Genomic DNA, 396 nt, shown 5'->3' with positions numbered 1-396 from the left:
GGAACACGGCAACGCCCAAGCCAAGACCTATATCGAGCTCATGAAACAAAACGGCCTGCTCGACAGCAAGACGCTGTGAGCCTGTCGCCGTGATTGGCGAAAGGCGGCGTCCAGCCAATCTCCCCCTTGCGGGCGAGATGCCCAGTGGGGCAGAGGGGGGGTGCCGGAGCGAGACTTTCGATCGCCGCGGCCATAGCAATGCGAAGGCCAATCATGCCCACCCTCCACCTCGTAGAAGCCTCGATCGCCGATCTGCGCAGCGCGCTTGAGGACGGCACCGTCACCAGCGTCGAGCTTACCGCCACGTATCTGCGGCGCATCGCCCATTACGACCGCCACGGCGTCGCGCTCAACGCCGTGCCCATCCTCAATCCCAGGATGTTCGAGGAAGCGGCT

Annotated in this window: 1 protein-coding gene; it reads left to right on the top strand. The window is 63.9% G+C overall.

Translation table 11 applies throughout. The features are described from left to right. Positions 1 to 213: 213 nt before the first annotated feature. A partial coding sequence (locus EN869_RS33740; protein WP_135916126.1) for a hypothetical protein occupies positions 214 to 396 on the top strand: 183 nt, incomplete at its 3' end.

Source organism: Mesorhizobium sp. M2D.F.Ca.ET.226.01.1.1, from assembly GCF_004022705.2.
Lineage (GTDB): Bacteria > Pseudomonadota > Alphaproteobacteria > Rhizobiales > Rhizobiaceae > Mesorhizobium.
The sequence above is the reverse complement of the archived record's forward strand: the minus strand, read 5'-3'. Positions and strand labels throughout refer to the sequence as shown.